This window comes from Anaerovibrio lipolyticus LB2005 (genome assembly GCF_000621545.1).
Taxonomy (GTDB): domain Bacteria; phylum Bacillota; class Negativicutes; order Selenomonadales; family Selenomonadaceae; genus Anaerovibrio; species Anaerovibrio lipolyticus_A.
In genome coordinates this window covers 1-24,850 of the sequence record NZ_KK211304.1, presented here as the reverse complement: position 1 = coordinate 24,850, position 24,850 = coordinate 1, and the positions used below count along the sequence as shown (strand labels likewise).

The following is a 24,850-nucleotide window of genomic DNA, read 5'->3' as shown; positions in this document are numbered from 1 at the left end:
CATCTATAACAATTTCCTTATAAATGTTTTACAAATTCATTATACATCTAACATATTCTTTTGTAAAACAAAACGCCTTTTTCTTTTTATTTTCGCACAAATGAAAAGAAAATAAAATTATTTTGAACAAAATTTCATTTTATCGTCAATAATCATCAGACAAATATTTCTTATTTATACTGATATAGATAAATTTAATTATGTGATTAAAAAGGAAAAATAAAAAAGCTGGATTCGAAAATCCAGCTTTAAATGCAATGGTCGGAGCAGCAGGATTCGAACCTGCGACCCCCTGGTCCCAAGCCAGGTGCTCTACCAAACTGAGCCATGCCCCGTTGCTGACCGTTGTCGCGTCAACATTGATAATAATACTACAATCTCCATCGCTTGTCAACAAATTTTATAACTTTTTATTTTATTACTTTTGCCAATAATCAAGGCTATCTGTAATTCCAATATCCCTGGCATAGAATACAGGATCCTTCCCTGCATTTCTCTGGCTTTCATAATCTCTGAGACATGCCATTGCCTTACTGCCCAGGATAACGATTACAGGCAGGTTGATGATGGCCATGCAGCCCATAAGCACGTCGGCCAGATTCCACAGAAGATCCATACTGAGACCAGCACCTACAAAAATAACCAGTGCAGCAAATGTACGATAAACGGTCATAAACAGCTTACCAGGCACCTTGCCGTTTACATAAGCCAGACAATTATCTACATAATAAAGATTACCCAGCAAGGTAGTAAACGCAAAGAGCAGCATGGAAATAGTTAAGAACACACCAGCCCCGGAACCCAGAGTTGCATCAAGAGATGCCTGAACGAATGGGGCACCAGCCAATTCCTTGGTAGGAGCCACACCGGAACTCATGCAAAGGAAAGCAGTAGCAGTACAGAGAATCATAGTATCAATAAATACGGAGAACATCTGAACAAGGCCCTGCTTTACAGGATGAGAAACATCTGCGGCAGCTGCGGCATTTGGTGCAGAACCTACACCTGCCTCATTGGAGAACAAACCGCGCTTAATACCAAACATTACGCAGGAACCAGTGAAGCCACCAAAAATTGCTTCAAAATCAAAAGCCTGAGTGAAGATGGTATCAAAAACACTTGGCAAAAGGCCAATGTTCATAACCACCACGATTAATGCTACCACAACATAAATAAGGCCCATGAGAGGAACCAATGCGGAAGTAGCCTTGATAATTCTGCGACCACCACCAAAGATGCACCATCCTACAAGAACTGCCAGAATGCCACCAATAACCCATGGTGTGGTGTCCGGGTTGTAGAATGTGAATCCAGAGAATGTAGACTGGAGGTTATATGCACACAGCATATTAAAACCAATACCATAAGTACAAATCAGTGCCAATGCAAAGATAATTGCCACAAATCTGTTATGAAGGGCACTCTCAATATAATAGGCCGGGCCGCCATAGCTGGCATGTTCACCGCGCTTCTTATACACCTGAGCCAATGTGCTCTCCACGAATGCAGCTCCGCCACCCAAAAATGCAGCCAGCCACATCCAAAACATGGAACCAAAGCCGCCCAGACACAGTGCTGTGGAAACACCAATGATGTTACCAGTACCAACTCTGGAAGCAGTGGAAACCATCAAAGCCTGGAAGGATGATACCTTCTGTCCCTCTTTCTTCTCCATGATAACCTTCAACGTCTCCCCGAAAAGACGAATCTGGACAAATCTGGTCCGTAGTGTGTAATAAAAGCCTACGCCCAGAATCATGACAATCAACAGCTTGCCATACATGAAGTTAGAGATTTCTCCAATTAACGCATCCAACATTTTCTTATCTACCCCTTTTCCTTTTAAAAATAAATTTAAATTCCCCTATTCAGGGAAAAAATCCCCTAAAGTTTCTTTATCCTCAGGCTTACCCACGTAAGAACCTATCAAGAACAAAATCAATGAAACGGTAATACCGATGGTAATCTGGTGAAGCCCCATAATCTTAAAGCCCATGCCCTGGGCGAGACAATAAAGCACCGTACCGCCAACCATAGAAAGCATGGCTCCGGTCTTATTTGCCCTTGGCCAATAAAGCCCCAGCAAAAGTGTCCAGAAGAAAGCAGTTTCCAGACCTCCAAAAGCAAACATATTAATAAGCCAAATAAGGCTTGGCGGTGTCATAGCAATAAAAAATACTATAGCGCCAATGACTGCCGTTGCCAACATGGACAAGATACGCAGCTTGCCATCGCCGGGCTTATTGCCCTTTCGCTCCTGACGATGGAGATAAATATCCTTAATAATTGCTGACGAGCCTACCAACAGCAAACTGCTGATGGTGGAAATGCTGGCAGAAAGGGGACCAATTATCGCAATACTTGCCAAAGTGGCTGGCATTGCCGTTACCACGATGCGCGGAATAATGCTGTCAGTTCCGCCATAATCAGCAGGAGCCCCCGTCATCACTCCCTGTCCCAGAATACCAGTGAGATTTACACCAATATTCATAAAGCCTACCACGAAAGTGCCAATAAGCATGGCTCTAACCAGACTTTTATTGTTCTTGAAAGCCAATCCCCTTACCACAGACTGTGGCAGTGCAATAGTACAGATACCCACCAAAATCCACTGGGTAAGATACAAGCCATAAGGCATCTTGCCTCCGGAAAGAGGCTCCAACATATCGGGACGATTTGTTTCCAAATGGGCCACAATACTGTCATAGCCGCCACCGGCCTGAAGGACAAAATATACCAGCATCATAATGCCAATCATCATCATTACAGCACAGCAGGTATCCGTAATGGCCACTGCCCTAAAGCCACCAATGGTGGTATATACCACTACCATGGCACCAAAAAGAATCAATCCCGTCACATAGCTATACCCGGTCACCGCTTCAAATAGCTTGGCACCACCCACAAACTGGGCAACCATAGTAGCACAAAAGAACAAAACTATAATAAATGCAGAAATCTCTGCCAATAAATCCGACTTATACCGATGGCGAATAATATCAACCACCGTTACTGCATTAAACTTGCTGGCCAGCAATGCCACCCGCTTGCCGAATATGCCCAGCACCAAAAATACCGCAGTTACCTGAACCACAGCCATATAAACCCAGCCAAAGCCCACATTCCAAGCCACGCCAGGCCCGCCGACAAAGGAGCTTACGGAGCTATAGGTGGCAACAGTAGTCATGGCAAGAACAAATCCACCCAAGTCCCGATTGCCAATGAAGTAGGTCTTGACAAAATTATTCATCAACCCTGACTGCTGCTGATGACGTACATAGAAGCTGATACCAATCATAAAGGCCATATAACCTAAAAGAGGTAAAAGCTGACTTATATCGCCATTCATGGCTGTCCCCCCTTTCGGGAAGGATTACCATCTGTTTCCAAATCAATGTCCTTGAAAACAAAGGTAGTAAGCAGCTTTACCAAAACCATGGCAAAAATCCACACGCCGAAGGTTCCGGCAACAGCCCAAAGCGGCAGTCCAAAAACCTTAATATCCACACCAGCCAGACCGAATCCGGCCAACACCCAAAAGACAATCAAAATCAATAGGGTTATGCCGGTCCACATGGCTTCCCTGCGAATCTGAAGGTATTTTTCTTTTTCTGACATACAAAGCACCTTTCTGTAGAACCTGGCCATAAAATTAAACAAAGCTTGTCCAACCAGTGTCCTCAACACCTGTAATTATACTATGCCTTCTTAAACTTGGCAAAAATTTCGTCTATTTCAGGACCTGTAAGCTGATATTTCTCCACCAGCTTGTCTGCCAGTGCCTTAATAGCTTTCTTGCCTTTTTTTACAATTTTCAAGGTGTTTTCGTATTCCTGCTGTATTATTTCATTTGCTTCTTCATAAACCTTCACCGCCGCTGGACTTACAGAAAGGGTTTCCAATGGTATATAGGCCCGAAGCTGTTTACCCATACCTAGATTATTAACCATCAGAACAGCATGAACAGTAGCATTTTCCAAATCGCCGCTGATACCGGCATTGACCCCTTCCTTTTCCCCGAAGAAAACCACCTCAGCTGCACGTCCCGCCAAGCTAACACGTATCTTGTCAACATACCACTGACGATTGTAGTTCTTGGAGATTTTTTCATTTACCTTTGGCTTGGTGTAGCCACCGTATTCCTCCCGGCCCACAATAGTTACAAAGGATGACTGTTCACCGGTAAGCCACAGGAGATAAGCATGTCCCGCCTCGTGCACTGCAGTGGCAAAATAGTTAATCTCCTCCCAATCATGCTTTTGACCAAATGTCAGCTCGTCAAGGGCGTCTGAAAGAATATCACTGTCCACCTCTTTTTGCTGCTTTAAGGCCATACGGGTAGCCAAGGAAATAAAATCATTAATATCCGCTATACTATGTCCAAAAACACGATCTGCAATATTATTGATAATGGTATCAGGAATTGTTGTTATTCCTTTATTGTTTAGGGCTTTCTTGATACCAGCAATACGTTCATCACGGTCAGGCAAACGAACATATATCTTGTGCTCCAAAAGGTGCAGCAGCTCCGGATCCAACTCAGAATTTTCATCAGAAACAGTTGAATGGGACCAGTTCATCGTTCCCACAAACAGCACTGGCGAACCACAATTTTTTATGTCCTTGATACCATTGATAAATGTTCTTACAGCCCCCAGTCCGCAGGCCTTTATCAACAGGTCAAACTTCTCTATCAGAATAACCGCTGGTGCCTCACGAATGGCCTTTTCAAAAAGGTCCTTTAATAACTGGCAGGCCCCCTCAGGGGTAAGGTCAGCCAATCTTGATGGGGTTATCATCAACAGACTTGCTTCCGCCTCAGTAGCCAACGCCCTGGCCAGAGAAACCTTCCCTGCATCAGCGGAACCAAAGAGCAGAACTCCCCCTGGCACACTGTGATATTTCATCACAAAGGCCTCAGGATTAACCAAATACTCCTTCAGATATTTTAAATCCTCTTTAGCACTGGTACCTCCCACTATATCATCAAAATACCGTGGCTCCTTCTCTTCCTCAAGATACTCATCCACTGGATCTGGTCCCTTCAGGGTTTCAAAATCAAAATCATAGAAAATTACTTCAGCTGTCTTACCATCATCAGAAAGCTGCTGAGCCGTGTTATATTTTACTATTAAATCCTCCCGTTGAAGGGCATCATAGTTCTTCTGAATAAGGGTATCCCGTGCAACCAGCAGCATCTCAGCCTGGGCGTGTTCACGGTCCACGGAAAGATCCACCGTCCCTCTGGCCCCCTTCTGCATAAAAGTAAAGTAATCCGCCAAAGTAATGTTGTCGTGCTTAATGAGATAAACTGGCAGGGTGGGAAGATTCTCACGAACAATTTCAAAAACGCCAAGACCTACCGATACCTCATCATCCAGGCTCAGCACATTAAATCCCCTGTCCTCCACTCCTTCCATAAGGTCCACCACCACAAAGGAAAGAATAGTATTAGAAAGGGTTTTCACCGCTTCATCGATACTGGTGACAAAAATGTAATCTATAAATTCATTTTCCAGCAGACATTTATATTTTTCCCTGTCTGCCACCAGCATCACCTGAGGCTTTTCCTTATAATTAAACAAAGTGGCCATAGGGCTCTCCACCTCAGGACACTCCACCGTGAAAATAATTTTCTGGATTTTTGTAAGAGCATCTGGTGCCAGATGACGGCTTAATTCATAAAATTCATTTTTAAGAAATGCCCTGCTTAGAGGCAATACAGAATTGGCATCAATCATATCACACTGATTAAACAGGCACAGATTCAGCATATCCGGGTCCAAATCCATATCATAGCCATACTCATTTTTAATTTCATTGGCAAAGTCAAAAAAGCTCTGCTCCATGAGCTCAAGCAAATGGTTAACCGCCATGTCCTTGAAGAAAATAATATTTTCATTATTAAAATATTCGTAGAAGAAAATAATCGGAAAATCAGATTCTTCCAGCTCCTTGGCAAAGGAGCCCAAAATCACGGATTTAGGCAGCATGGAGCCAAGATTGTCATTTAGATACAGCTCCGCCCCTACATGGGTAGTAAAAATAATAATACTCTCCCCAAAGGATATCGACTTTCCCGTAGAGGCATCCACCACACGGCCCGTTTCAATGATCTGGCTTATAGCAGAAACCACCTTTGGACTGGCCTTTTCTATATTTTTCAGCAGCAAAATGCCGCTGGGATTTTCCTCCACGAATTTTGTAATCCTGCCAGCCTTTTTGCTACCGCTTACGGTATTAACCAAATCCTTGGCAAAGGTTTCCGCCGCGTTCATATCCAGATTAATTTCCAAAATACTGCGCTTCAGTACATCTGCCGTAATATGGGCCAAACGGGACTTGCCAATGCCAGGAGGCCCCGATAGCAGGAAAATATTATGAAGTGTCTGCCCCGATGATTCAGGAATAAACTGGCCCTTAAAAATTCCCTGAACGAAATAATGTATGGCTGCATCCTGCCCCTTAATATTGGCACATAACGTCTGGTAAAGGGTCTTGGTATTCTTGGATAGCTCCACCAGCTCTTTTTTCTTGTTTCGCTTCATAATAATCCCCCCTTGGGTACAATATTGTCCTTTATTCAACTGATAAGCCATCCTCCTTGGCCCATGATAACTCCAAGAGGGATGGCTAATCTAAATTATTTCATTTCTTTACCCTTTTCCCGGAGGATTCTATTGCTCCGGCTGGGCATACCAGCAAGCACAAGTGAATTGCATATCGTTTTAAAGGAAACCCCAGCCCATCCTGCCTCAAAAGCTCTGGCACACATATCATAATTGCTGCCCACAACGGAGGAAGATAGCAAAAATGGATTTTCCAAAGGTATACCACAAATATCCGTCTGCAAAATGCTTTCATCAGCCAGCTGCTCCTTTGTTATCACTGGCTTTACTTCATTTCTGAGACGGGTAATCAGCCCTTTTATAGGCACCAGACCCGGGCGAACACAGGCCTTTTCACATGGAGCATCACAAGCTGCACAAGCATCCGTTTCCGGCAAAAAGGACACCGCATGATGCTCGCCTCCCAACCATATTTCTCTCAGCTTTTCACCTGGGTTAATACCGGACGGACACGCCTCATCGCAGGGTGCATTATCACACAAGGCACAATTTATCATGTCCCGCCTTTTTATATTAGGCTGCAAAAACACCATACTCACTCCTACTTACACACAACATGAGCCTTAAAGGCTACCACCCAGCTTTTCCAAGGAATTAATTACTACCACACAATCTGGCTGAACATGCTTCATTACAAATTCCATTTTGTCCAATGGAATAGCTACACACCCACCAGTATATGGCTTTTGTGGTCCAAAGGAATGGAGGAATATAGCCGACCCTGCCCCCGGAAGGCCCTCAGCATTATAGCTGATATTCATACAGTAAAGATATTGAGGATTATAATCCACTATACGTTCACTGCTCTCCTTATCCAAGTCTGGCAGGCTTCGGATATCCACCATTTCATTATATTTCATGCCCGGACGAACATCTCCGGACCAATATATATTTTCATCCACTTGACGATAAGGGATAGCGCAACCAGGATCAGGTGCAATGCCAAAGGCAGCATTGAAGCGGAAGGTTCCTACAGGAGTCCTGCCATCCCCTTCCTTATTTTTACCCAAACCATTTTTCCCAATAATGCCAGGAGTTGTCATTATCTCTTTCCAGTTACCATCCCAATCCCTTTCGTGCATAGAAACCCAGGCAGTGGTATCCCCTATGCCAGCCACCACAAAAAGCTGCTTTGCCTTTTGTGCCTCAGTAAGCTGCTGTACCCAAGCTGGAGATGGCTCGTAAATACCTTCAGTGTATCCCTTATAATTTGCCATGGCATTGCGCCAACTATCCATAACCTCATCATTATTAAAAGCTACTGACACTAACCCAGGATTATTCTTAACGAATTCATCCCTTACATATTTATAGCCCCACTGTACCAATTCAGTCCACTTAGCCTGGTCCTCTTTCATTTCCTCTATAGTAGACCTATGATAACGCACATCCGTTGGGTGTCTGAATACATAGTACATACCAGATATATCCTTGGCAAAAATTTCCACGCCGGACATATCATAACAAAGCATTTCATTTAATTGTTTTTCATTAATCTTGCCGATACTGAACAGCCAGCCCATACCATCATAGCGCATACCAGCTGCCCTGCTCTCCTCCACAGATTTCTTTTCTGATACAGAGAACAGCGTCCCCTCGTACTTATCAAAAATTGTAGTCGTCAATAAATCATCCTTATACTTGTTGGGAACCTCAAGCCGATACCCATTACTGGTATAGAAGGTACTGTCCTTTGCCAATGCTTCTCCTGATGACAATGCCACCAGCACAACTGCCAACATCATTGCAGTCACTGTCGTCCTTATAATATGTCTTAAAATTGTAAACATCATAGCACCTCCATAATAATCTTATCACTTTGATATATTCGACCTTCATCTTCAAATACCTTTTTAGCAAAATAATAACCCCAAAGCCAATATGATTTGACTCTGGGGTTATGATAGTTTATTTATTTAAGTCATGCTCCATGCTGCACTCAATTAAAATTTAAACTGGTGCAACGAATGCTGCAGGTCTTCAGCCAATCTTGACAAGGATTCACTGGCAGTGGCAATTTCGCTGGCAGATGCTGACTGCTCCTCTGTAGCAGCCGAAACAGTCTGCATTTCGTCGGAAACCGCACGTCCCTGCTTATCGATATTGTCCACCTGCGTAGTGATATTCTCTGTATCGGAAGTAGCTGAATGAACAGCCTGACTCATTTGCTTAACTTCCTGGGTAACTTCATTTACCAGTGACTCTATTTCTATAAAATTCTGTCGCAGATTAGCCACAGACTCAGCACCGGCATCCACTGTAGCTCTGCCCTTCTGCATAGAAGTAACCGCCTGCTGGGTTTCCTGCTGAATCCCCGTAATGAGCTGGGTAATCTTCTGAGCTGCTTCGCCGGACTGCTCGGCCAGCTTGCGGACCTCCTCAGCTACTACCGCAAAGCCACGACCATGTTCCCCAGCACGAGCAGCCTCAATAGCCGCATTAAGAGCCAGCAAATTGGTCTGCTCAGCTATGCCGGAAATAGTTTCTACGATAGTACCAATCTCCTGAGAGCTTTCTCCCAGCCTATCCACGATTTCTGAAGAATCCTGGACACCAACAGCGCCATTATGAATCTGCTGAATGGTCTCTTCAATGGATTTTAAGCCCTGAGCCGCAGACTTTGCTGCAGAATCTGCTCTGGAGGCCACATTATTTGACTGATTATCAATGGCAGACACGGAATCATTAATGTTGCTAACTGCCCGTGTACTGGACTCAATAGCTCCCTGCTGTATCTGCACTGCACCGGCAGCATCAGTAACGGACTGAGCCACCTGAGTAGAGGCCTGGGCTGACTGCTGGGCACTGGCGGTTAATTCTTCACCAGCAGCGGCAATCTGTTCAGCACTGGAGCTTGCCTGACGCATAAGCTTATTAAGGTTTTCACGCATAATACATACGGTATCTGCCAACTCACCGATTTCATCAGTAGTGGTTATGGTACGAGGAGTAATGCGGAAATCGCCATCACCCATACGACGGCAGGTTTCCACCATTCTGTTCAACGGGCCAGTAATTGCTTTAATGATCAGCATTGAGAAAGCAAACAGGGCAATCAAAGCAGCAACACTGAATAACACCATCATCCTGCTGGCTGAAGTCGCATCACTTTCCATCTTCTCAAAAAGGGCCTGGGAATTTTCCTGGGCCTGCTTTTGCTGAGCCTCCAACAATAAACGCAGCTGCTTGGTTGCATCGCCGGCATTCTTGCTAAGATAAGTAGCACCTTCGTCCTTCTTGTTATCCTGGGCCAGAGCTACTACCTGATCAATTGTGCCACAAAAAACATTCCACTTATCTTGAATAGCCGCATTGCCTTTTTCAGCCTCAGTTCCCGCTGTAGCCTGCTGATACAGTTTCCAGTTTTCCTCAAAACTTGCACGAATTTCCTTTTGGTCATTCTTCAGATCATCAATACGTTTCTGATCCTTGGCAGACAAGGAAAGTGCACCTCTGGATTGCATATCACGGAGCATATACTTTATCTCGCCTATACAGTAAAGCTGCTGCATATTTTTCTGATAAATAATCTCCAGGGAATCACGGGATTCAGATATGGTGGAATAGCCACGATAGCCGATAAGAGCCATACCAATGGCGGCAATAACCACAAGGGTCAATATTTTGTACACCATCTTTAAATTGTAAAAAAAGTTCATATACATCCCCTCTTTCTTTCCACATTCACCTACTGAGTAATTCTATATTTATAACTAAAGTCCTTTATATTTATTTATTTTTATCTAAAAATTATAAACTCGTATTCCAAATACTAAAAATTTTTCAAACTTCTAAAATCAAATCCCCCTGACCGTTGTGATCAAGGGGATTTTAAGTTTAGGCTTTTATCTTAAATTTGCTTTACAAAGGTATTTACACCTGGAATTCGCCAACCATAGAGCTCATATCTGTTGCCATCTTGGCAAGAGCATGAGATGCTGCGGCAATTTCTTCATTGGACGCAGATTGTTGCTCGGTAGTTCCAGCAATCATGTTCATGTGCTCAGCAGTCTGCTTGCTGACAGAATCAATAGCATCTACGGCCTGAACGATCTGAGTAGCACCAGTAGAAACTGTCTGTACGGAATTGTTGATTTCCTTCATGGAATCACCAATGCCATTAACCTTGTTCATGATTTCAGTGAACTGGGTACCAACCTCACGGATGGCCTTAGTGCCCTGTTCAACCTCTCTGGTACCCTGTTCCATCGAAGCCACTGCTCTATCGGTATTTTCCTGAATTGAAGCAATCCTGGCCTTAATCTGTTCAGCAGATTCCTTGGATTCGGTAGCCAGCTTTCTAACCTCTTCAGCTACTACTGCAAAGCCACGGCCCTGTTCACCGGCACGGGCTGCCTCGATAGCTGCATTGAGAGACAACAGATTGGTCTGTTCTGCAATGGAAGAAATAGCTTCTACAATCTGGCCAATTTGCTTGGAGTTCTCACCCAGTTCCTTTACAACCTCAGCAGACTGAAGAACACTGCCCTCCAAGGAGCCAATCTTCTCCATAGCTGCTCTCATAAGTGCTGCGCCCTCTTCAGCAGCCTGAGCTGCATCCCTGGAGGCATCTGATGCTTCGTTGGTCTTGTTTGTCATGAGCTTAATATCGTCATATACGCTGTCTACGCTGACCTTAGCCGTATTAACATCAGAAATCTGCTGATCCATATTAACACTTACCTGAGAAACGGTTTCAGCAGTGTGTACAGAGGACTCTGCACTCTGCTGGGCGTTGGCGGTAAGCTCCTCAGAAGATGCTGCAACCTGCTCAGCGGTAGTAGCCATTGAACTGATGAGCTTGGCAAGATGCGCCCTCATAGTGTTAAAGGCCGTTACCAAGGATCCAATTTCATCGTTGGAAGTTTTCACAATATCTTTAAGTCTAAGGTTACCATGGGCCAACTGATCAGCATGATCCTTCAATGCAACGATTGGAGTTGTGATAGTATCAGCAAACTTCAGGCACATTGCAACAACGATCAAGAAGCCAACAACAGTAAGAATACCAAAGGCAATCTTCAAGTTAGTAATTGGTGCATAGACATAATCATAAGGAACGGACAAGCCAAATACCCAGCCATTGCATGGCATTTTCTTGTAACCAAATACCTGCTTTCCTTCATCATTTTCGTAGAGGAAGAAGCCAGTATCATTCTTCAGCATTTCATCAAAATGCTCTCCTATGCCCTTTACCTTGCGGATATCAGACATAATCTCTTCGTTGCCGGCAGTACCAAGAATATTGCCAGCAGTATCGATAACGATACCCTGTCCTGTCTCACCACGATACTTTGCTGCCTTGGCGCGTTCACTAACAATATCCAGTGCAATATCAGTACAGAGAGCGCCATAGAAGCCACTGGTACCATTAAATGGAGAAACAACGGAAACTACCAGCTTGCCAGTATTTTTGTCCACATAAGGCTCGGTAAATACCGTCTTGCCGGCATTCTTGGCATCATTATACCAAGGACGCTGCTTTGGTATTAATTTGCCAGTCATATTGCCGCCATAAAAAGATGCAAAATAATCATCTTCTGTACCAATATTTAAATCAAGAATATCCTTGTCGGAAGAAATAAGTGACAAGGAATCGATCGACTCGATACGCGCTTTATCTCCTTTAAATGATGACATAAGGTTTGCCGCATAGGTAGCGGAGGTTGCCTTTTCCTTAAACCAGCCATCAAGCTCAGCAGATTCATGGCTTACCACTGCAGTAAGCTCTGCTTCTACACTTGATTGCAGATTGGAATCAGAAATAATAAAACCAATCATGGATACTACGGCAAGCAAGATACCGACACCCATGGCTAAAATTTGAAACTTCTTTTTAATGCCCATACAATAACCTCCTTTAGAATGTGTATAATGGATAGTTCTACATGTATGGCTAAAATCCTTTATTTATATTCATTATTTTTAACAAATAATTAATGTCTCTTCACAAATATTAGTACAACAAATATATCCTTTATTTTTCTACGGGAAATAAAAAAAGTCCTCAAAGCCTTGACATTCAAGACTTTGAGGTTAGTTTCATTTCTATTCTTTATTTTGCTGTTGGGGGACAAATTGGGGTACAAAGCTTCGAGGCTCACTCTAAAAAAGCTATGTATATTTATGGGAAGGTTCTGTATATGTTACTCGTATTGGAATACATCTCTACGACGTAAAAACACCACTTTTTATAATTTCCTTTATAGACTCTATGACTTGGTCATAAGGTATAAATTTATATAGTAGCTTTTCCGTCTTATCATTATAATCGTCTTTAAAGAAGTCCTTTTCGACAATCTCAGTAAGCAAAGCACTTGGATTCATACCTTCTTTAACAGACAAGCAACGACTATCCTTCAGACGTTCCTGACAAACTTCATCAACTAACTGTCGACTTATATCAGCCAATGGTATCTTTGTCAGAATCTGATTAATATCATAAATATGGCGGGAATACCTTTCTGATTTACCTTCAAGATAGTAATCGCACAATGCAAAAACTTTATCAATAAAGGTCCTTCGTATATCCTGTACTGGCATAGTAAATGCCAATAGATTATATTCCAAAGCCGCCCCATTATTGTATTTCTCTACAGTTTCCCCTACAAAAGAGCTAATCATCTTCTCTTCCGTTGGAAAAGCCAACAAAGTCACAAATATCTCCACTATAATCTGTGGACTGATGACTGATTTTCTAAATACAGAATCATATTCAAAAATAAACTTATTAAACTGACCCCTGTGACGAAGCTGAGCCGGATTGACTATCCTCAAGCGAAGTTGTTTTGCACACTCCAGTACAGTATCAACCATCTTTATGCGCTGTCCCTGGGTTGGCTTCGTTGTAACTGTTAGGTCAATATCTTCTGAGAATCGCTCAATAACTTTATATGCCTTGGATAAAGAGGTTCCGCCCTTAAATACGAAGCCAATATTGGATGCTGCAAGCAATCTCAACATCATAGACACATAGTAATCCTTCTCGATAATAGCCGGCTCTATGCCGGTCTCTTCACGCGTCTTTTGAACAGCATCTATAAATATATCTTTATCTTCATGCAAGTACATCATAAATCTCCATTTTTATCAGTTCCTGACTCACTCTGGTCGGATAGGCATCAATATTGTCCTTGATCTGCCGCCATGTAACCTTGGCATTGACAGCGAATCTCTTAACTATTTCTATCGTTTCTTTTCTGCTAAGTTCCGAGTATTTATTGGCGACAGATACTAAATCCAGCAACATCAGAGCCATAACATTATCTTTGTTTATAAGCTTTTTGGGACGGCTGATAAGCAATTTTTGGTTTCCTATCTTTACTTCCCGACGCCGTTCACCTCTCTCATTATTTGTAACAATTATTGTTTTGGCTGGAACCTGTGTGGTGATCCCAACCATGTTGGCTAACGTGAAATCTGCGTAATAACCCAAAGGCTTTTCCTTAGTGCCAAGGTACTTATCCTTTATAACCTTCTGAGTATCAAATGCAGCTTCTCCAAACAGCTTTGATGCCTTAGGGAAATAATATACCCCTCTTTCAAAGCGTTTGAGCTGGTTATTTTTTACCCACTTTGACATCAATATTCTGCAATAAGAAGACGTAACTCCTAATACCTTCATCGCATCCTCAAGATAAATAGGTTCGTTATCTTCATATTTTTCCCGTAACTCCGCCAGTAACATAGTTTATCACCACCTTTTAGGTTATTATACATTTTTTACATATATGCGTCAATTTTTGTATAATATTTATTAATACCTACCCTCAGAAAACAAAACACCCCAAAGCCTTGTATGCAAGTCCTTGAGGCAATATTACAATATTTGGCTGTCACTTTTCCTTTTTCAAGCATTATCAAAATCTTCTTGTATTTCATCTTCAGCATAATTAAATACAGATACCTTGTGTTCCCCCAGAAAAATCATAAAATCCTCTATCGACATACCGGCTATTTCAGCACAATACCCGATAGAAACGTGATGGTTCACATAGCAATACAAAGCTGTGGCCCGTTTTACCATTTGCTCGGCGTCTCTGCGATTCATGCAAGTGTCATATAACACTTCATCTGGTATATTTATCACTATTTGGCACATAGTAGCTCATCCAACCTTTTGAACCGCCAGCTCAAGCTCTAAGTCATGCAGCCCACTATAGGCTTTCATCAGGAATTCAATAGGGACTTTATCCAGCACCTCGGTACTGGACATATTGTAATACCACTGATAATAAGCATAAAACTCACCCAGCCAGTCGGGCATGAACCCTTCCATGGCTTTGCCGTCTTTAAGCTCATACTTATCATTTTCCTGAAAATACTCCCAAAGGCTCTCGGCATTCATGGTATTCACATAAGCCTGTGCTTCATCAATACTTTTTCTAGTCTTGCTCAGCATATAGGCTCTTATAAAATCCTTTGTATCCTTGTCTGGATAATTCTGCGCTACTAAATCAAACAGCTTTCCCTGATTTTCTACAACGTCATTTAAGTAATCCTTCGCATATGCGTGCATTCCCATCACCTCTCAAGCAATGTACTGAAAACCTTTGTAACCGTATTGGCGTCAGAGTCAACAAGCTCCCGCATTTTTCTTCTGGCAGTGGCATCTCTCAAATTGTATCTCTTGTTAAACTCAGCATAATCCACAGCACTCATTTCTGAATCAAATTCCCGCAACTTGGAGTAAGCCTTCTCGGTCTTAATACAATATTGAATACCCAAGCCTCCTAAAGATAAGAGTTCTTCCAGTATATCTACATCAACATTATCTCTGACAAACTCCTTCGCAATATAGAAGTACGACGCATTCGCACGCCACCCTTTGATAACATCATAACCAGATGCGTCCACGCCATACTTCTCAATGAACTTGGCTGATAACATACGATAACGTTTAGTATCAGAAGCGTCCCGATGCTTCATCAGCTCTGCCAGCCAGGCCAAAATATCTTTTGTCTGAAAATCGAGTATATTTAGTCCATCAGTATCCAGTTCATATTTATGAACCCAGCCATTTTTCTCATTCGGCCGACATACCGCCCATTCCTTGGCTAGTTCATAGTCCTCCGTCAAGTAAAAACCACGCCCGTAATCATGCTTATCATTTCCTAAACCATAAGTTGGCTTTGTTTCCTTATCCGATGTTCCGTGATATAAAATAATCTTTCCCATTTTCTGTATACCTTTTATTGCCTACATCAAACATCCAAACTCACAAATATCATTATCGAATCCTATATTTTCCTTATTATAGCATACTATTTAGCATATTCGTTTCACTTCCTTAGCAATACAATCTAAAAAAATGCAAATGTGAACAAATTCTCAGATTTAACCTGAAAATAAAAAATCCCCAAAGCCTTGATACACAAGACTTTGAGGTTAGTTTCAAATGGTGCGACAGGAGGGATTCGAACCCCCGACCCACGGCTTAGAAGGCCGTTGCTCTATCCAACTGAGCTACTGTCGCAAATAAAAATGGTCGGAGCAGCAGGATTCGAACCTGCGACCCCCTGGTCCCAAGCCAGGTGCTCTACCAAACTGAGCCATGCCCCGATCGTGTCTTCGCTTAACGCGTCAACACAACACATAATATACTAAATTACAGACACTGTCAAGTAATTTATATATATTTTAAAACAAGAAAATAAAATTACACCAGACGCTTTAAATCATCACGCATCTTAATAATCTCATTGTATCTGTCCATGGCATCAGCTGGCATATTACCGGCACGCAGCTCCTCAGTCAGAGCAGCAACGATTTCGTACATAGGAGTAATACCAAGATTTGCACTAACGCCCTTCAGATTATGGGCCATGCTAAAGCCATCCTCCACACTGTTTGTGGACAAAGCTGCCCCTAAGCCCTCAAAAACAGTATCATCCAAAAATTTCTTAAAGCACTTCTCGTAAAAAGCCTCATTATTCAAAAATCTGGCCATTGCCTCGTCAATTCCGCATCCCATGGATTTTAAGGTATCTGTTAAAACTGACATAATCGTCACTCCTTATATAATAAAATAATATTTATAGACTATTGATATACGTCAATTCAAGTTAAGTATAGCATACACCATATTTTATGGATAGTAAAGAATTAACAAATTAATAGGGCTCTCCAACTGATAAACCGTTGAAAAGCCCTTTTGGGTTGATATTCAATTATCCGGCAATACGTCTCTTATCTGGTGCCAATATACGGGCACTGTTCAGTACCACAGCTAAAGTTGCTGTGTTATGAATCACTGCCGACCAAAGAGGGTTTATAACCCCCAAGGCCCCAAGAAGCATAGCCGCAGAATTTACCATAATAGTTGCCGTAAAATTCTGGTGAATAAGGTTCATAGTACGACGTCCCAGCTGCAAAGCCTCAATCAGGCGTGTAGGATCCTCGGAGCGAATAGTCACTGCTGAAGATTCAGCCGCCAAATCCGTCTGTCTGCCTCCCAGGGTTACCCCCACATGGGCAAAGGCCAGAGCTGGTGCATCGTTTATGCCATCTCCTACCATCATAACGGTTCCACGTTTTTTCAGCTTCATTACATGGTTTGCCTTATCCTCCGGCAGCACCTCAGCATGATAAGCATCGATATCCATATCCCTTGCCACTTCGCTGGCAACGGCTTTAGAATCACCGGTGAGCATTACTACCTCATCCACACCATGGCGACGCATCTGATTTAAGGTCTTCTTCATTAACGGGCGAATAGGATCCTTGATGCCAATAGCACCTAACAGCTTACCATCTCTGGAAACATAAATATAGCCCATGGTAATGTCTTCCACGGTAATCTGCTCCATACCGGAAACCTTCCGCTCCTGCATGAGCTTGGCACTTCCTACCAGTACCTCACCGCCTTTATATTCCTCAAAATCTGGTACAACCGCAGTCATCCCCCTGGCCACAATAGTCTTGGAGGATTTATGCTGCGGAACAGTCCATTCCTTGTCCTTGACATACTTTTGAATTGCCACCGCCAAAGGATGCACTGAATGATGCTCTGCAGATGCCGCCAGAAGCAACAGCTCCTTTTCATCCACATTCTCCACTGTAAGAATGGAAGATACCTGAGGCACACCTATGGTAATGGTACCTGTTTTATCCAGAACCACTGTATCAGTATCTGCCAAAGCCTCAATATAGTTGCCGCCCTTTACTAATATACCCTTTTTGGCCGCAGCACCAATAGCCGCAGAAATCGCTGTAGCTGTAGACAGCTTCAGACCACAGGAGAAATCAATAAAGAGAAGGTTCAACACCCTTTGCCAATCTCTGGTGGCACCATAAACAATAGCCGCTCCCAGGAAGGAAATTGGCACCAAAAGGTTTGCCATAGTATCAGCGAAATTCTGTACTGGGGCCCTTCTGGTCTGGGCTTCCTCCACCAAGTGTACTACATGAGCAAGGGAAGTATCATCCCCCACCTTTTCTACCTTGATAACGACCTCACCAGCTTCCACCACACTGCCTGCGTACACTGGCAATCCCTTTTTCTTCATGGCAGGAGCTGATTCTCCGGTAATGGAGGCCTGGTTAATAGCCGCTGTACCCGACAACACCTGTCCATCGATACAGATTTTTTCTCCAGTATGGGCTGCAATAATATCCCCAGCCTTAATTTCCTTTACTGGAACCTTTCGCTCAATACCATTATCCACCAGCCATACATAAGGCTGGTTCAAATTCAGCAATCCGGAAATATGACCACGGGCCTTTTCAGCCGCATAGCTTGTAAGCATTTCCGCACCATTGGAAAGAGCCAGCAGACTAAGGCTGGATTCTGGCTTACCTGCTAATACTGAGGCCACCACTGCTGTCGCTGTTAAGGTATCCGCATTTGGCCTGTTATCCCTTACCAGTCCCGTAACACCATTTTTTATGAAATTACGGGCAATATACAAAATCAGGGCACTTCGCAATAGCTTTACGCTGGCAAAAGCCCCAGGTGAAGCCTTTTTGAGAAGCTGCATGGCAATAAAGCTGCCCAAAGATAAAAGTGCTTCACGGCGATAATCCGCCATTTCCGGCTCTTCCCCCTGCTTTTTGTAGGATTTCATAATACTGGCCACCAGCAAATTCACCTTAGAAGCTGGAAACATGCCGTAGTACCATATTTTTAGCTCTGTCCCAAACACAACGGCAGAAACTATTCCCGAAAAAGATCTGAGGCGAACACAGAGCATTCTGCTGTCAGGCTGGGATAACCGGGCTCCCAATTTTATACTGTAACATTTAAAAGCCATTAAAACTTCCACCCCTTCATCATGTGAAGAGCCCACCATACCATGGTAGGACCAGATGGTCGCTGACCTAATAGCAACATCTTACGAATACCACGAATCAAAAAGATAACTGACAACAGAGTTGATAAATCGAACCAGCCACTGGTCAGGCATCTTACACGATTATTAAGGGAATCAGTGGTGTTATACCAATTAGTGGCATAAATAACAGGTGCCTTTCCCTTTTTTACAGGAATCATGGATTTTATCTGCATCATAAGAGAATCCATTGCCTTGTCATCCTTTTTATAGATGATTAAAAGACTGCCTGTGAGAAAATTGATTTCCACCTTGGAAACCTTTCTGTCCTCTTTAAGCTTCTTTTCAATAAGAGCACCTAAAGCAGCATTATTCACCAAGGCCTGGATCCGATAACGACGACGCCCTGGCAATTTACTTACTAAGGCAAACTCCTCTACTTTAGCATGACCTTTGCCACAGCAACTGCCTTTGCTTTTTTTGCCCATTGCCATGCCATTTGCCTTGCTCCTCCAGCGTTTTTTACCGCCAATTATTTCATGGATATTACGCCCGATGGCTGCCCCCATCATAATTCCAGACATAAATGACATTATGTTACCTCCTCACATGGGTTTTGATATATTCCTCCACCCTAATTAATTCCTTATTGGCTCGCAATATCTGAGGGGTATATAAAATCAAAATAGAACCGGTAACTTCGTTTACCTTCACTTCATCCAATTCCCCAACCCCATGCAGATATTCCAGGACCTGCTGGCACTTTTCTTTATTGCCGATAAGGGCCTTGCTGTATAAGCGCACACGTCCCGGTATATACGAAGACACTTCCACGGAGCGTACAAACAAATCCAATTTACTCTTTGGAAGATTCAAAACATCCATTAATCCCATTTTATTTACCACCTTTGCCGCATCCTGTCTTACCTTTTTGTAATGCTGCCATGTATGTACTGCTGACACTCCCAGCCATACCATACCACACAGAGCATGCACCCTTTTATTGGCAAGCCATGCGGAGGCTGCAGTTCCAAGGGCTGCTACCCCCATTGGCAAAGACAACGGCATATCCTTAATTGTATTTTTAAAACTCTTTTTATCCATACTGCTTCACTCCTACAGCACAACGAGTTTCCTAATAAAATATCTTCAATAACAAGAAAGAGGTTGCTCCAGATATTCCAAAGCAACCTCAATCAAATCGCGCAATTACTCAGCCTGAGCTGCTTCCTGAGCTGCAATCATGTCCTCAAGCTCTTCCTTCTGACGCTGAAGCTCTGCCAAAGGAACCTGACCTGCTGGAAGCATGGACTGCTGCATAGCAGCCATCTGCTGCTCACGCTCCTGCATGAAACGATAACCAAAAATGCCTGCAACTGCACCAACTGCTAAACCAATCCAAAAATCTGTCTTCTGAAACATTAAATTTTCCTCCTTCAACATATAACAATGAAGAATAACTTCATCACAATTGTAACTCTTTTGTTAGTGTACATTCAACGTTAAAGATATTTTATTACCTGGTGGCTTTGTGGAAATAATAATTGTTATCATTATTATAATCCATTATTCAAATCCAGTCCAGTTATTTTTATCTAATTAATTGTTCCGGGATGCCATCGGCTCCAATCTTAAATACTTCCTTATATGTTTCGCCAGTTTCTTCATTGAAGGCTGTCATAAAGAAATCATCTGGGTCTGACATAATATAAAAGTTTTTCTCCATTTTCTTATTTTTATCCAAATTTGCCTTTTTATAGTTGGCAGGCACGTTTTCCCGGCGGCTGAGCCAATTCTTAAAAGGTACAGCAACTGGGGCTCCGCTGGAAATATCATATACCCTTGTACGCTCGAACTGTTCTCCTTCTTCCACCGCATCCACATATAAATACCGCCTGCCATCTGCCAGACTTACCAACACCGGGCGGGCTTCTCCCTTGAAACCACTATCCACCAAGGTCTGTCCCCCGGCCACTACACGAACGCCACTGTCTGTACCTCCCACCTCAACAACTGTGCTGCTACCATCGGCAAAGCCAGTACGTACCGGTAAATAAGGATACAGCTCCATACAGTAGTTGGCTGGCATAGAAGCGTATTTTTCTTTAAACAGCCCTGGATAATCATCATAGAGAATTGTGGCATTAAATATACCTTCAGCATAACAACCAATAACATAAGGGTTAAAGTAGAATGTAGCACCACAAGGATCAAGGCTCCAAGAGATAACTTCATCCAATACCATTCTGGAAACCGTGTCCTCCATCAGAGTGCTGCCCTCCTCCATAAAGGTAGCGTTTGGATAATCCCGACGAAGCTGAGTTTCAATAGCGCCTATAAGCATATTGGTATCGGTGAATACATCTTTTAGGCTCAATTCTTTGCCGGACCTGGAATCAAAATTCCTTCCCCGAACACCGTACATACCATGTACCCCACCTTCATAGGTATGAGAAAACTCCAATAGACTAGTAGCAACAGTATCAGCCCGGCGAATATATACATCTGTGCAATGCTCAAAGGGATAAAATACATAAGGCTGATATTCCTTACGCAAAGCCTTTTCCTGCTTTGCTGCATCAAGTATACCTTCCCTTATATCCTTGTGCTTCTTATTTACATCTTTGCAATATTGCCAAAGGCTATCCTGAAGGCCTGATATTCCCTTTCCCTTTTCAGAGCCTACCACACTAACAAGTGTTTTTGAGGACCAAAGCAAGTCCCCATCCTTGTCTCCATCCCAGTAATATTTGGTATTTACCGAAAGCTGAACAGGCTGAATAGACCTATCCACAGGTATTTCAGCCTCGCATAGAGAAGCACTAAGTGCCAGCACCACGCCGGCCGCCATCGCTTTCTTTATCCATCTGCATTGGAACATTGTCATCTCCCCTTCCTAAAAGATAGCTAAAACGGACCATGCACGCAGACACAGCCCGTTATTAGCCCATTTACTTTTATAATTTGAATCTTCTGGTTTCTTCCTGCAGCTTGCCAGCCAGACTTGACAAGGAATGGGATGCAGAGGCAATTTCTTCACTGGAAGCTGACTGCTCCTCAGCTGCAGCAGAAATAGTCTGGGTTTCCTTGGAAGTATTTCGGCTAATTGTGTCGATTTCATCCACTGCCGTTACAACTTCCTGCATTCCCTTGGAAACCGTCTGAACTGCAGAGTTTATTTCATTCATCTCATTCTTTATGGAAGCTACTCTATCCGTAATATCCTTGAACTGCTCACCCACCTCACGAATAGCCTGGGTACCCAGAGCAACCTCTTCGGTACCTGTTTCCATGGCGGCTACAGCCTTTTCAGTATCGGACTGAATAGTAGAAATACGGCTCTTAATTTCCTCAGTAGACTCCCGTGATTGTTCAGCCAGTTTTCTGACTTCTTCAGCAACTACAGCAAATCCCCGGCCGGCTTCACCAGCACGGGCAGCCTCAATAGCTGCATTCAGGGCCAACAGGTTAGTCTGGTCAGCAATGGCGGAAATACTTTCCACAATAGCACCAATCTGCTGGGAATTCTCCCCTAATTTCTTTACAACCTCTGCAGAATGGGAAACGCTTTCCTCTATACCGCTCATCTTATCCATGGCATTGCGCATAAGCTGGGCACCATGCTCTGCAGAAGCAGCCATATTCTCGGTATTTTCTGTAACTACACCGGCTTTTTCCGTCATAGCATTAATATCCACAAAGGCCTTGTCTATATTGTCCTTGGCTTCGGAAACACTTGTAAGCTGTCTCTCCATGCCATTAGCAACCCCCACAACAGTTTGAGCAACATGGGTTGCTGCCTCAGCTGCCTGCTGGGAGCTGGCAGTAAGCTCTTCAGAGCTGGAGGCAACCTGTTCTGCGGAACGGGACATCTGAGTAATCAATCCGTGAATATTATCCCGCATTGCGTTAAACTGACCTGCCATCTGACCAAATTCGTCACTGGACTTAATCTCCAGAGGTGCAAGGTGAAGATTGCCCTCTGACATTTCCTTCATATGCCCTACCAATCCCATAATGCTGTTAACTACAGTATTGGAGAAGAACAGCAGGGAAGCCATAATCAGCACAATACCAATAATGGTAAGGAGGCCGTATATCATCTTTAATCTTGCTATATCAGCAAATACGAAATCTGCAGGTACTGCTACGGCTGTTACCCAACCAGTGGCCGGCATAGACTCATAGGCAATAACCATTTCCTCACCGTCAATATCATCTATGAAATAACCGGACTTGTTGGATGCCATATCCCCAAGATGTGCCTTTAAGATTGGGCTGTCATTGGCAGACTGCAAATTCTCGCTCTCATCAGCAGATGCCAAAATAAGTGCAGACTCAGGATTGATAATCATGCCCTTGCCCTGTCCATCATATTTAATATTCTTTGCCAATTCTGACAAGGTATCAGTTTTGAAAGTAACACTAACTACACCACTTGGGGCACCTTTTCTGGTATAAGGAATACCAGCAGCACATACGATATCACCAGTAGTCTTGGATTTATATGGATCTGTAAAAATGATCTTTCCAGCTTCCTTGGCCTTAGTATACCAAGCGCGCTTTGTCCATTCGGACTGGCCAGTCTGATTACCACCGGTACGGGCCATGCAATAGCCATCTTCCATGGCATTAATAAGGTTAGTTACTTCTTTATCGTTGGTTACGGCCTGAGTAAGTTCATGACTTCTAGCCATATCCTCCTGATCAGCCGACAATTGGGTAAGGATAGAAGCAACGCCTTCACCCAACTGCCCCTTTTGTAGCAGCCAGGCCTCCGCAGCGTTATTTTCTGCATGGATAATAGAAACAATCTTTTCCTCAGTCGTTTCATAAACAGCACTGGAAGCTGTAAAATAGCCGATTCCGGATACGATAGCCATAATAAGACCAGCTATACCAGCCAATGCAAAAAACTTTTGTTTAACATTCATATAACCACTCCCTTGCATCACCTAAATAAAAGAATGGACATCCGAAACACCATGTGAAATTTATTATTCTATGTTTTAGTTTAATTTTCCTGCTAAATTTAATTATCTTTTCGAAAAACATTAGATTATTTTGTTATGTATCTCCCAGCAATCTCCAGCAGCGGAAGACGGGTGGCATGGGATGATTACGTGAATATGTGGAGCTACAAATGTCGCATCTACACTAACATAATTGAAGTATAATTGAAGTGGCTGACGGCTGCGAAGCCCGTCAATATCCATTAAATACCGTACACTACTTGATGTGACACTAGCGAAACGTATGAATGTAACATCCCATGGCAGGCCCCGCATTTTTTGCCGGCAACTTCCAACCGTACTAGGCCGACCGCGGAAATAGTTCGATATACAGTCGAACTATTTCCGGTGAACATGCCACCGGCATGTTCACCCCCAGCCAAGTACTTCGGCTAAAAATCTATAGTCGCACATAAACGCCGAGACGTCCTGAAGAAGCAATAAAAAAAGAGCTATCTCATTAGAGATAACTCTTTTCAAACCGGCAACTTCCTATCCTCCCAGGCCGTCTCCAGCCAAGTACTTTCGGCGTTTATGTGCTTAACTACTGTGTTCGGAATGGGAACAGGTGGGACCACATAGCCATCATCACCGGATATTCTATTGAAGGTCTGTACCTTCAAAACTATACAGAAACAAGAACCATCTTAGTAATTAGCGCTTAAGTTAAGCCCTCGACTTATTAGTACTGGTCCGCTTCACATGTCACCACGCTTCCACTTCCAGCCTATCTACCTCATCGTCTATAAGGAGTCTTACCAGATTACTCTGTGAGAGATCTCATCTCAAGGCGGGTTTCACGCTTAGATGCTTTCAGCGTTTATCCCTTCCGAACGCAGCTACCCAGCTGTACAACTGGCATCATAACTGGTACACCGTTGGTTCGTCCACTCCGGTCCTCTCGTACTAGGAGCAGCTCCCTTCAAATCTCTTACGCCCG

20 protein-coding genes, 3 tRNA genes and 2 rRNA genes are annotated in these 24,850 nt (G+C 43.3%); all 25 read right to left on the bottom strand.

Annotated features, from left to right (window positions below; genetic code table 11):
- Positions 1–258: 258 nt before the first annotated feature.
- Positions 259–335, bottom strand: a tRNA-Pro gene (locus T355_RS0112460).
- 83 nt (positions 336–418) lie between these two features.
- Positions 419–1,819 (bottom strand): alanine/glycine:cation symporter family protein, encoded by a 1,401-nt coding sequence (locus T355_RS0112455; protein ID WP_027398019.1) that lies wholly within the window; start codon positions 1,817–1,819, stop codon positions 419–421.
- Positions 1,820–1,864: 45 nt separating this feature from the next.
- Positions 1,865–3,349 (bottom strand): sodium/pantothenate symporter, encoded by a 1,485-nt coding sequence (gene panF, locus T355_RS0112450; protein ID WP_027398018.1) that lies wholly within the window; start codon positions 3,347–3,349, stop codon positions 1,865–1,867.
- Positions 3,346–3,618, bottom strand: coding sequence for a YhdT family protein (locus T355_RS0112445; protein WP_027398017.1), 273 nt, complete (start codon positions 3,616–3,618; stop codon positions 3,346–3,348). The genes panF and T355_RS0112445 overlap by 4 nt, the downstream gene beginning before the upstream one ends.
- An 80-nt stretch (positions 3,619–3,698) precedes the next feature.
- Positions 3,699–6,548 carry an AAA family ATPase gene (locus T355_RS0112440; protein WP_027398016.1) on the bottom strand — a complete coding sequence of 950 codons (2,850 nt, stop codon included), beginning with the start codon at positions 6,546–6,548 and terminating at the stop codon, positions 3,699–3,701.
- Between the two features lie 95 nt (positions 6,549–6,643).
- Entirely contained in the window at positions 6,644–7,162 is a 519-nt protein-coding gene (locus T355_RS0112435; protein ID WP_027398015.1) for a hypothetical protein, read from the bottom strand.
- A 30-nt stretch (positions 7,163–7,192) separates the two neighbouring features.
- A complete protein-coding gene (locus T355_RS15515; protein ID WP_231483050.1) occupies positions 7,193–8,422 on the bottom strand; it encodes a L,D-transpeptidase family protein in 1,230 nt (409 codons plus the stop codon).
- 150 nt (positions 8,423–8,572) lie between these two features.
- Complete coding sequence (locus T355_RS0112425; RefSeq protein ID WP_027398014.1) at positions 8,573–10,288, bottom strand: methyl-accepting chemotaxis protein; 1,716 nt, start codon at positions 10,286–10,288, stop codon at positions 8,573–8,575.
- A 214-nt stretch (positions 10,289–10,502) separates the two neighbouring features.
- Positions 10,503–12,476, bottom strand: a complete 1,974-nt coding sequence (locus tag T355_RS0112420; RefSeq protein WP_027398013.1) for a methyl-accepting chemotaxis protein — start codon at positions 12,474–12,476, stop codon at positions 10,503–10,505.
- A 321-nt stretch (positions 12,477–12,797) separates the two neighbouring features.
- Positions 12,798–13,694: a nucleotidyl transferase AbiEii/AbiGii toxin family protein gene (locus T355_RS14460; protein WP_197019591.1), complete on the bottom strand. Its 897-nt coding sequence runs from the start codon at positions 13,692–13,694 to the stop codon at positions 12,798–12,800.
- Positions 13,687–14,316: a DUF6088 family protein gene (locus T355_RS0112410; protein WP_027398012.1), complete on the bottom strand. Its 630-nt coding sequence runs from the start codon at positions 14,314–14,316 to the stop codon at positions 13,687–13,689. The genes T355_RS14460 and T355_RS0112410 overlap by 8 nt, the downstream gene beginning before the upstream one ends.
- A gap of 162 nt (positions 14,317–14,478) precedes the next feature.
- Positions 14,479–14,730: a UPF0175 family protein gene (locus T355_RS0112405; protein ID WP_027398011.1), complete on the bottom strand. Its 252-nt coding sequence runs from the start codon at positions 14,728–14,730 to the stop codon at positions 14,479–14,481.
- A 6-nt stretch (positions 14,731–14,736) separates the two neighbouring features.
- Positions 14,737–15,147, bottom strand: a complete 411-nt coding sequence (locus tag T355_RS0112400) for a hypothetical protein (protein ID WP_027398010.1) — start codon at positions 15,145–15,147, stop codon at positions 14,737–14,739.
- A gap of 5 nt (positions 15,148–15,152) precedes the next feature.
- Positions 15,153–15,806, bottom strand: a complete 654-nt coding sequence (locus T355_RS0112395; protein WP_027398009.1) for a DUF3990 domain-containing protein — start codon at positions 15,804–15,806, stop codon at positions 15,153–15,155.
- A gap of 221 nt (positions 15,807–16,027) precedes the next feature.
- Positions 16,028–16,104: transfer RNA gene (locus T355_RS0112390), tRNA-Arg, on the bottom strand.
- Between the two features lie 9 nt (positions 16,105–16,113).
- Positions 16,114–16,190, bottom strand: a tRNA-Pro gene (locus T355_RS0112385).
- Between the two features lie 97 nt (positions 16,191–16,287).
- Complete coding sequence (locus T355_RS14455; RefSeq protein ID WP_051555576.1) at positions 16,288–16,632, bottom strand: Hpt domain-containing protein; 345 nt, start codon at positions 16,630–16,632, stop codon at positions 16,288–16,290.
- 166 nt (positions 16,633–16,798) lie between these two features.
- Positions 16,799–18,880: a heavy metal translocating P-type ATPase gene (locus T355_RS0112375; RefSeq protein WP_027398008.1), complete on the bottom strand. Its 2,082-nt coding sequence runs from the start codon at positions 18,878–18,880 to the stop codon at positions 16,799–16,801.
- Positions 18,880–19,491: an HMA2 domain-containing protein gene (locus T355_RS0112370; protein WP_027398007.1), complete on the bottom strand. Its 612-nt coding sequence runs from the start codon at positions 19,489–19,491 to the stop codon at positions 18,880–18,882. The genes T355_RS0112375 and T355_RS0112370 overlap by 1 nt, the downstream gene beginning before the upstream one ends.
- A gap of 4 nt (positions 19,492–19,495) precedes the next feature.
- Positions 19,496–20,002 (bottom strand): HMA2 domain-containing protein, encoded by a 507-nt coding sequence (locus T355_RS15580; RefSeq protein ID WP_331279595.1) that lies wholly within the window; start codon positions 20,000–20,002, stop codon positions 19,496–19,498.
- 105 nt (positions 20,003–20,107) lie between these two features.
- Positions 20,108–20,320 (bottom strand): hypothetical protein, encoded by a 213-nt coding sequence (locus T355_RS0112360; protein WP_027398005.1) that lies wholly within the window; start codon positions 20,318–20,320, stop codon positions 20,108–20,110.
- Between the two features lie 169 nt (positions 20,321–20,489).
- Positions 20,490–21,779: a DUF3298 and DUF4163 domain-containing protein gene (locus T355_RS0112355; protein ID WP_027398004.1), complete on the bottom strand. Its 1,290-nt coding sequence runs from the start codon at positions 21,777–21,779 to the stop codon at positions 20,490–20,492.
- A 76-nt stretch (positions 21,780–21,855) separates the two neighbouring features.
- Positions 21,856–23,832: a methyl-accepting chemotaxis protein gene (locus tag T355_RS0112350; RefSeq protein ID WP_027398003.1), complete on the bottom strand. Its 1,977-nt coding sequence runs from the start codon at positions 23,830–23,832 to the stop codon at positions 21,856–21,858.
- A gap of 557 nt (positions 23,833–24,389) precedes the next feature.
- Positions 24,390–24,506 (bottom strand): 5S ribosomal RNA (gene rrf / locus T355_RS0112345).
- Positions 24,507–24,572: 66 nt separating this feature from the next.
- Positions 24,573–24,850 (bottom strand): 23S ribosomal RNA (locus tag T355_RS0112340); the annotation flags it as partial.